Raw genomic sequence first — 9,340 nt, 5'->3', positions numbered from 1 at the left:
AATAGTTCCAATACGGAGCTGAAATCCATCCATGGAGCTTGGTTACATCGGTCATCCATGACCTCACTTCTTCGCGCTGCGAAACTTCGTTTCGGTCACTCATCACCTAAGCTGCCTGTGCGGCAGTGAACGCTTTGTTCAACTTGCTGTTCAATCGTCAACATTTCTAAGCTGCCTGTTCGGCAGTGAACCTTTTGATACTGAACATAAACATTTGCAAGCTTTTCTAAGCTGCCTGTTCGGCAGTGAACTGGGTAGTGATTGAGAGCCGTATAAACCATCATTTCTAAGCTGCCTGTTCGGCAGTGAACTATATACCACTACCACACTACGAGCTTTTTTATTTCTAAGCTGCCTGTTCGGCAGTGAACGGCTTTAAGTGTCGATGTGTGGGAATCACACTTTTCTAAGCTGCCTGTTCGGCAGTGAACTATATTTTGGGCTGTTAGCGTGGTATTTACTCTTTCTAAGCTGCCTGTTCGGCAGTGAACTGAATAATTGAGAGCTAACCCCTGTGTTTTGTTTTCTAAGCTGCCTGTTCGGCAGTGAACCAACTCTTCAGGTTGTCGCGCCTTTTCTTTTTTTTCTAAGCTGCCTGTTCGGCAGTGAACAAGCGGGTTATAAGTTTGCTTATTTTCAGGTATTTCTAAGCTGCCTGTTCGGCAGTGAACGGGCCGAATGGTGAGCAAATAATCTCCCGCATTTTCTAAGCTGCCTGTTCGGCAGTGAACTTTGAAAGTGCACATGACTACGCTGATAATTATTTCTAAGCTGCCTGTTCGGCAGTGAACTCTGTGCTTCAAAGTCTGCAGCCACTTGCAAATTTCTAAGCTGCCTGTTCGGCAGTGAACCAATGAGTGTTAGAAATGTGAGCATGGTGATTTTTCTAAGCTGCCTGTTCGGCAGTGAACGCTGTGCAGACGCAATTTTCTCCACGATATTTTTTCTAAGCTGCCTGTTCGGCAGTGAACATTAGCAGAAGCTACAGAGCTTAAGGCGGCAATTTCTAAGCTGCCTGTTCGGCAGTGAACATTGACGACAATCAGAGCGTTGCGAACGTTAGTTTCTAAGCTGCCTGTTCGGCAGTGAACTTCTCAAGTCCTACTGTATCTATAGCGCAAGGTTTCTAAGCTGCCTGTTCGGCAGTGAACTGATACGCAATATGACCCAAAACGAGGGTTTGTTTCTAAGCTGCCTGTTCGGCAGTGAACGGAATGCGTACACACTTGGTATGAACTGGATATTTCTAAGCTGCCTGTTCGGCAGTGAACGTAGTACAGCACCAACATGCTCAAAACCTTCATTTCTAAGCTGCCTGTTCGGCAGTGAACAATCAGCGCCGCCTGCGCTCAGAATGCTGTCTTTTCTAAGCTGCCTGTTCGGCAGTGAACTACAGGAGTTAGAATGCAAAAACGCTCTAACATTTCTAAGCTGCCTGTTCGGCAGTGAACTATAGGTTTTTAACACAAAAACTCATAAATACAAACACCTAGCTAAATAATGTGGAAAATACCTTATTTTTTTAGAACGCTTGTAACTTATTGATTTTAAAACCTCTGTTAATGAGCAAAAAATAAAAGGTATTTTTGCTCATTATTTGGCGCACAAAAAAGGCCATTCTACTGGCCTTTTATATTTCCCATTTTTTATATAGATGGATTTATCTAGAACAGTTGTTCATACAACGTCTAATAAAATCATTACAGTTTGTCCAAGGTGGCGCCCACTTCACGCACGCCTCGTAGTGACTTTGACAGCGCGCTTCACACGCATTTGATGGGGTTAGTTGGTCTAAAATGGTTGGCTGAGCTGGGTAAGTAGCTGCTGTCACACCATCAACCGTTAACGTTTGATTAGCAGTAGTCGATTGCGTATCTGCTGCAATAACTGCAGCACTCATTGCTAAACAGCTCACCGCTGTAAGTAATAGTTTTTTCATGATTTCTCCTTGAGTCGCCTATATCAAATTAAAACCACAAAACGCTATCACCATTACACAAAATTAACAATTGAGTTATTTTTAACCGCACCCTTTATGTGGATAAACCACACAATCTTCTAGCACAAAGCTTAGCTAGGATTATGCAGTTATATTTCCCAAGTTTTTAAAGAGCGAATTACTAACAACGTTTGTGCAACAAAATAGTGCAGCGCCAGAATGATACGATGTTTCGTCAACCCCCTTTACGCGGCTTTTGATTGTGCACGCCATAAACGTGTGTAGTAGCCGCCAATAGAAAGTAAACAGCGATGTGTACCAGACTCAACAATTTTGCCCTCATTGATCACCAAAATATTATCTGCATGCACAATACTTGAAAGACGATGCGCTACGGTGATCACAGTGCGGTCTTTTAGCAAATTTTTGATTGCGCTAACGACTTCCGTTTGGGTAATTGGGTCGAGCGAGGCAGTAGCTTCATCCAGTAGCACAATGGGCATGTCTTTAAGTAAAGCTCGAGCTATTGCAATGCGTTGTCGCTGACCGCCAGATAATCTCACCCCACCTTCGCCAACAGGCGTATCTAATCCATTGGGGAGTTTATTAATAAACCTAAGACACTGTGCTTGCTCACATGCATGATGTACTTCTTCAAGGGTGGCATCTGGCTTGCCTATACGAATATTGTCTAAAATACTGGCGTCAATGAGCTGCATGTCTTGAAACACCATACTGATAAGGTTGTGCACCCCTTCAGAACCAATGTCTCGAAGATCAATCCCGCCAATGGTTATACAACCACTTTGCGGCTCAAAAAATCGCGCACATAGATTGATTAGCGTCGACTTGCCACTGCCTGTTTCTCCAACAATAGCAGTCACAGATCCTTGCGGCACAATAAATGAGATATGTTCTAGGGCTTTTTTATCATCATAGTTAAACGATACACGCTCAAAATTGATGTCGAACTGCTCTGGTTTTTGCGGTTTATAGGGCTCTTCTAACGTCGCTTCACAAAGCAATGACTCAACTTTTTGCTCTGATTGCACTGCCAACTTTAAGCTCATGCTCTGCTCTGCGATTTCATTCAGCAGCGTTAGTAGTTGCAACAATAATATGGCGAATATAATGGCACTCAAATTGAGATGACCCACACTATTTTCAGGCATTGTCAGCGCTAACATGACAACAAATAAAACAACCGTAAAACTCAATATGACTTGAAAGCCAATCACAGGTCCTGCGCCCCACATTTCAACTTGCAAGCTATGCTGCTTACTTGTCTCAAGTTGCTTTTTCACGCGGGCTAACCATTGGCGTGTTTGGTTAAATAACTTTAACGTGCAAAGCGCCTCTATGTAGTCGGTAATAACACTGCTGGTATGCTTATACGCCTGCACTTTTGCTTTGGCCGCCCAATTAAACCTTGCCTTTGCAGCACGTAACACCCAAAAAGCACAAGGCAAAATCACACATAACCCTAAGGCATACAAAGGCGAAATGATCAGCATTAATAACAAAATAGTGGCGGACGCGACGGCGGCAGATAATAAGTCTGGCAAAACATGTGAAAAAATACTTTCAACTTGCTTGATGTCCTCACTGAGTAACTCTAAAAACTCACTGCTATGGGTTTTATGAATATACCCCAAAGGTAACTGCCGAAAATGATTAATCGCTTTTGTGCGATACGCGTGTGCTAGTTGGTAACTACCTGCAAAGCTTCGCATTTGGCCGAGGTAAGCACACAATAACTGAGCGACAAAAATTGCCACTAGCACAATGAAATAGTCTACTGGTGACGACAAAAAAGCGCCGTCTAGCGTGCCCAAGCTCTGCTGAGTATGAAGCCAATAAAAGCAAAACATCATCGGCATAATGCCGATACAGCGCTCGACCCCTCTAAATAAAACCCCAGATATAAAGGTCTTTTTTCCGTCGTTCACGTGACCAAATATACGGCCAATACTGTTTATTACTTGTCTATCCATTTAATTCTCATAACTCAGTATAGGTGCCGGTGTAAAATGAGGCGTAGAGGCACAGTCGCCGCCTTGTAATTGCCAGCCTTTTTGATAATGCTCACAACGAACGAGCAAGGATTCATGATCTCCTTGCGCCACGATTTCACCATCGACCAAACTAAAGATCTGATCGCTGCTCTCAAGGCCAAAGTATTTATGGGTGATCACTAAAAATGTGGTGTTGGGGTAATGTCCCTTTAAGCCTTGATAAAATTTACTATGTGTTAAGTTATCCATGGCGGCGCTCGCCTCGTCCAAGATCACCAAAGGAGGGGCTACAAGTAGTGCACGTGCAATCGCGATACGCATTTTTTCTCCACCCGATAAATTAGCACCTCGGGCGCTTACGGGTGTTTCAAGCCCCTCTCGTTGCAGCTGTAGCCAAGGCTTAAGTTGAGCAGCCACCACCGCATGCTCAAGCGTCTCTGTGCTAATGCCACTTCGTCCAAATATAATGTTGTCACGCACAGTGCCTTCAAATAGATAGCTGTCTTGTGTCACCACACTCATAGCCTGCGCGCGCGCACTATCAGACAAACCAAATACATCTTGACCGTAAAGCTGCACACGCCCTGCACTGGGTGCCAATAATCCACATGCTAACATTGCCAGTGTCGACTTGCCGCCACCGGATCCGCCAACAACCACATTAATGGCATTGGGAAGCAATTTAAAATGCACATTGCTTAGCACCCTATGTTGTTCATAACCAAAGTCCACACAATAAAATTGCAACATGGGGTATTTTGAATTGACTTGTATAGGCGCGTCGTCTCGGTGGGTTGACTCGATACTAAACAACGGCGTAATACGCTGGATACTTGCCAATAAATCATTCACTTCCATAAAAAAGCGACTGACTTTAACCACAGGTCCCAGCATCCCAACGGCTAACAAAAAAGCCAGCAACGAATGACTCAGTGTGATTTGCCCGCTACTTTGCAACCAAATAGTACATGGTAATAAAAAGATAAATGCAGAGCTAAGTAGAGCGGTATACAGCGCCCAACCAGGCGCAGTTTGCTTAGTCACCTCGTGAACCACTTGCTGGTAATTATTGAGCTTATTGTTAAGTATAGCGAAACGTTGGCTGTCTAAGTTATACAACTTCATCAAAGGCGCGTATTTTACATAATCACTTAATGTGGTGTTTAGGGCAGTCTCCGCCTCACTAAATTGCGCATAATGTTGCGCTGTTTTGCGCATAAAAAATGCACTAACAAAAAACGCAACAGGCACCACAGCTATAACACTCAAAGCTAACCGCCAATCAATCATAAATAGTGCAAATAAAATACAGAGCGGAGTTAAACACGCATTGAGCAATTCAACGCTTTGATGCGCGATGAAGTTTTCTAACTTTTCGACATCTTGAAGACATTGTTGCTTCAGTGCTGCGCTATTTTGCTTGTTGAGCCACTTTAATGACAAACTGGCGAGATTGTTAGCAAGTTCGAGCCTGACTTCGGTCAAGGTTTTAAAGGCCATTTGATGGCTTAAGTAATAAGCACCAGTCAGACAGAATGTTCTGCCTAATACAACTGCAACTAACCCAGCACCAAGCCACATCAGTTTTTCAGCAGAGGCAATCACAGGCATTAATATTTCATTGAGCGACAGAAACAACAAATACACAGGCAGTAACTGCAAGCCACTGACCAATGCAATTAAGCTCATCGCCATTATCAATGTCGCTTTGTGGGGTGCACAAATTTGTCTCAACACCAACCAAGGACTTTTAATTTCCTCAGTATCATAAGGCTCATCACGCATATAAACAGCTCCTTGAAATGCGTATTTGAATCAGGGCCAAACGGCTAGCCAGATAATATGTAAGTCACAAAGTAATGCAATCACCTTGCTACAAAACACTGACTTTGTTCAGGTGAGTTTGTTATACATCAAACAAACCTCCGACTCCTTTAAGTGAAGTCAGTGATAAAGACTGAATTCAGATTACAATGATCGCTATGTTTATCAATGTTAATTTATTCATGTAAAGTACATTTATCTGGCAATATTTATCAACAAAAAGACGCGTGAACTTAAGTTTTATTCATAAATACAACGCGTAAATAGCCCGCCCTTTTTTCCAACCCATCAAATTATCTTGGTTTTATCAGCCTCTAAAATCACAATAATGAGCATGTAACTGGCTGTAAACCAATACATTTATATTAGGAAAACGTCGCGGCCTATTTTCGCTTATTTAACTACTACCGTTTCTGCTAGTACCAAATACGTAGCCCAACAATGCAGTGAGTGTTGGAAACAGCACATTGAGTAAAATGAGCTGCAAGGTATCGAACCAAAAAGCTCGAAAATCACTTCTCTGTTGAGTCAGCTGCATGAGTGCATCGGAATTTGCCACTTGATTTGTCAATATCAGATTTTGGGTCTCTCTCATAGCCGCAAAGAACTGATACTCACCCCACATAAAAATACAGAGAATGATGACCAAAAAACCGATTAATACACCAATGATCCCCCAAGTTAAATTAACGCCCGCTCGTTCTTTGCCAGTGAGCGGTTCGGAGACAGGGGCATCTTCAGGTGTATAATCCTGTGCAGACGCAAGATCAATATCTTGCAATGATTCTTGTGATTGGATTGCGTGTGATGGTGTGCAGTCCTGTGCACTTAAAGACATGACTTAACTCATTTAAATATTTCGTATTCTACAGATTTGTTTTGGAGATATTATTTAGCTCGGGTATGACAAGACGATGTATGTCTTTTCCCTGCTTATTTGCGGATAAAATTGTTCTATCATGGACCACCTCGTCTGATGCCCAATCTAATAACGTTAAAGCGACTTTTGTAAGATCACTTGATTTTTTTAGTCCTAAACGGCTTTGTAGTGCCGCTAAATAGTCTGCATCAACCGAGAATCTCACTTCTGTCTTCTTCGTATCCGCCATTAAAACTCCAAAAAATATCCAGCTTTTTTCCAATTCTAGTGGATGTATGGTGTATGCGCAATAGAAAAAAGCCTAATATATACCCAAACTGGGAATTATTTAAGCAGGTCCCATACAAGTGGCTTTTGCCATTGCTTTGATCTGGGGATCTACCCCGTTTAGTAAATCAATTAACTGTGATGCGATACCAAAATCTGACTGAACTCGGCTTTGTGCCTCATATTCATCTACCCCATTTACCAGTTCAGGCAAAGTTAAAAAAAAGCCACTATTACATTTATTCCCTATCCCCTTCAACGTCACACAGACCATCACATTGCTCGGCTGACTGGCCGTATTTAAAACAACGCCCAACAATTGAGGCGGCATAAAAGTATACAAGCTCGCCAGTGACTTAAATTGATATTCTCCCATCTGTGTATAAATAACCCAAATAGGTGCCTGCTTGTTATAGAGAGGCTGATAATTGACTACAGGGCACTTATCGGTAGAGAGTATTTCAACAGGTCCACTCTCAACTTGATTCTTAATTCGCTGCTCTACGTTCTCTATAAATTGATTGATCAACGTAATGTCATGTTCAATCCTTGTCATTCGGCCATGCTCCATATATAGTATTTACATATTTTAACATTTTAATAATAATTACTTAAACATAAAAAAATCTTTAGATTAATTAACATTTTTGTATGTAGGGCGAGACATTGAATAAAACAGTTAGGCCGCACGATGAGCAAAGCTTAAGTGACTTAAAGGTAATGAGGCTCGCAGCAAACAAGACTCAGAAGCAAATGGCCAAAGTACTCGGGACGAGTGAAGCAACAATTATAAACTACGAAAATGGCGTGAGTGATATAAAATATAAAGATTACTTAAAGTGGTCACTCGCATGCAGGTTTGACTTAAGTGCTATTGAGGAGCAACTTCAAGCGCTTAGAGAGCTAGTCATAGAGAATAATCTGCATAGGTACCGTAAAGTTAATAAGCTAAAGCATGAAAAATAACCAGCGAGTTTGTCAGAGCTGAGTTTTAGATAATATGCTTGGTAGTGGAAAAAGGCGGCTGCCGACTATTGCGACCTTAGCATCACTCTGAAAAACTTACCCGTGATAACCTACAACTACCCTTGCCTTATAAGTACTAAAACCAATATGGGCAGTAGAACCTAATTAGCCTCTTTTGACGCATAGTCCCTCACCTATCTGACAAATGCATCCATATGCGCCGCTATTTTCAATATGTGAACTGCAAACAATTAAAACCCAACAAATATTAACCGACTTGCAGTGACCGAAAACAGCTTATAGGCCTTTGCTAGAGAGTATATCGATTATGGCAAATGGCATGATTGGACTCATAGTATCACTGAAAATGTACATACTTCACACACATGCTCAACAGGTGTTTATTTTGTTATTATGAATAATCTCATTTCTTAATAAAAATCTCGAAAATAATCCTCTTTTTAATGACAAACCATATTGGATCTGAGAGAATCCGCCACCATAAACAGTAACATAAGTCAGTATTTACTTACTGCAAAGCAATTTATAACAATAAGTGTATTAAAAATGCGTAACGCCCTAGTGTCATTCCTACTACTGTTTACATTTCTCCCCCAACTTATACAAGAAGTTGCAGCAAGCAATGCTTACTATAAAGTAACATATCACTACAATATTGGTGATGTATTCACAACGAACGAAAATGGTGTTTGGCGCACTGCGAAAATTTTAGATATTGATACAAATGAGCAGTCTTCTACAATCCATGCTCTGCTATACAGCAATACAAAACATAAGCCGACCTTAGCAAGCTTAGATGAGTTATCAATACAGGCTTATCACTCGACGATTGCACATGCAAATTTAGAGCAAAAATGGCTCTTTATTGGTAATGACACCCCGTTAAAAGCAGAGTTGAAAGGCTATATAAACTACCTAAAGCACCATAACTTTCATAAGTATGCTGAAGCGACCAATCAAAAAGTAGACGACCTAATTTTTAGGGCTAATACCCTTTATACAAAAGGCTATGCGTTAAATCAGGCTGCCCAATACAAGCAGGCGATTGAAGCATATCAACAAGCAATCAACATATATCCATTATATTTTGAAGCCATTGATAGCATTGGTTTTGCTTATATGGATATGGGTGACTTTCAAACGGCAATTACTTATTTCAATCAATCTTTACAGATCCACCCAAAGGGTATCACCGCTCAATACTACAAAGGTATGTGCTACATAAATTTAGAAGATTATGAAAAGGCCCGTCATGCATTCAAGCAAGGCATTGAAAGCTTTCCTGAGCAAAGTCACGTTTTTGAAGAAATTTACGACAAGCTGCAGCACAACGCGCTTTAATGACTATCAATAAAACCAATTCATTGATTGACTGATTTTCAATCATTTTTGATTGACTCCACCAAAACATTCACGTAGTTTATTTTC

Annotated in this window: 8 protein-coding genes and 1 CRISPR repeat array; of the genes, 2 read left to right on the top strand and 6 right to left on the bottom strand. The window is 41.3% G+C overall.

All coding sequences use genetic code 11. The annotated features are described in order from the left end of the window. Positions 1-103 precede the first annotated feature (103 nt). Positions 104-1,451: direct repeats of the CRISPR family, unit length 28 nt; unit sequence TTTCTAAGCTGCCTGTTCGGCAGTGAAC. A 209-nt stretch (positions 1,452-1,660) separates the two neighbouring features. The 6 genes from N477_RS00520 to N477_RS00495 all read right to left on the bottom strand — a co-directional run bounded on the left by N477_RS00520 (position 1,661) and on the right by N477_RS00495 (position 7,481). After that, positions 1,661-1,939, bottom strand: a complete 279-nt coding sequence (locus tag N477_RS00520) for a hypothetical protein (protein ID WP_063364147.1) — start codon at positions 1,937-1,939, stop codon at positions 1,661-1,663. Between the two features lie 245 nt (positions 1,940-2,184). Next, entirely contained in the window at positions 2,185-3,933 is a 1,749-nt protein-coding gene (locus N477_RS00515; protein ID WP_063364148.1) for an ABC transporter ATP-binding protein, read from the bottom strand. Continuing rightward, positions 3,934-5,739 (bottom strand): ABC transporter ATP-binding protein, encoded by a 1,806-nt coding sequence (locus N477_RS00510; RefSeq protein ID WP_063364149.1) that lies wholly within the window; start codon positions 5,737-5,739, stop codon positions 3,934-3,936. Positions 5,740-6,175: 436 nt separating this feature from the next. Next, positions 6,176-6,616 carry a hypothetical protein gene (locus tag N477_RS00505; RefSeq protein WP_063364150.1) on the bottom strand — a complete coding sequence of 147 codons (441 nt, stop codon included), beginning with the start codon at positions 6,614-6,616 and terminating at the stop codon, positions 6,176-6,178. A 28-nt stretch (positions 6,617-6,644) separates the two neighbouring features. After that, positions 6,645-6,887: a hypothetical protein gene (locus N477_RS00500; protein WP_046356818.1), complete on the bottom strand. Its 243-nt coding sequence runs from the start codon at positions 6,885-6,887 to the stop codon at positions 6,645-6,647. 99 nt (positions 6,888-6,986) lie between these two features. Beyond that, on the bottom strand, positions 6,987-7,481 hold the full coding sequence (locus N477_RS00495; RefSeq protein ID WP_063364151.1) for a hypothetical protein: 495 nt from the start codon (positions 7,479-7,481) through the stop codon (positions 6,987-6,989). Positions 7,482-7,591: 110 nt separating this feature from the next. On the opposite strand from N477_RS00495, the gene N477_RS00490 reads away from it, so the two are divergent. Together N477_RS00490 and N477_RS00485 are read left to right on the top strand one after the other, a co-directional pair. Then, positions 7,592-7,891: a helix-turn-helix domain-containing protein gene (locus N477_RS00490; RefSeq protein ID WP_063364152.1), complete on the top strand. Its 300-nt coding sequence runs from the start codon at positions 7,592-7,594 to the stop codon at positions 7,889-7,891. Positions 7,892-8,458: 567 nt separating this feature from the next. Next, positions 8,459-9,253: a tetratricopeptide repeat protein gene (locus tag N477_RS00485; protein ID WP_063364153.1), complete on the top strand. Its 795-nt coding sequence runs from the start codon at positions 8,459-8,461 to the stop codon at positions 9,251-9,253. The last annotated feature ends 87 nt before the right edge of the window (positions 9,254-9,340 follow it).

Source organism: Pseudoalteromonas luteoviolacea H33-S, from assembly GCF_001625695.1.
Classification (GTDB): Bacteria; Pseudomonadota; Gammaproteobacteria; order Enterobacterales; family Alteromonadaceae; genus Pseudoalteromonas; species Pseudoalteromonas luteoviolacea_B.
This window is presented reverse-complemented; position numbering and strand designations above follow the sequence as displayed.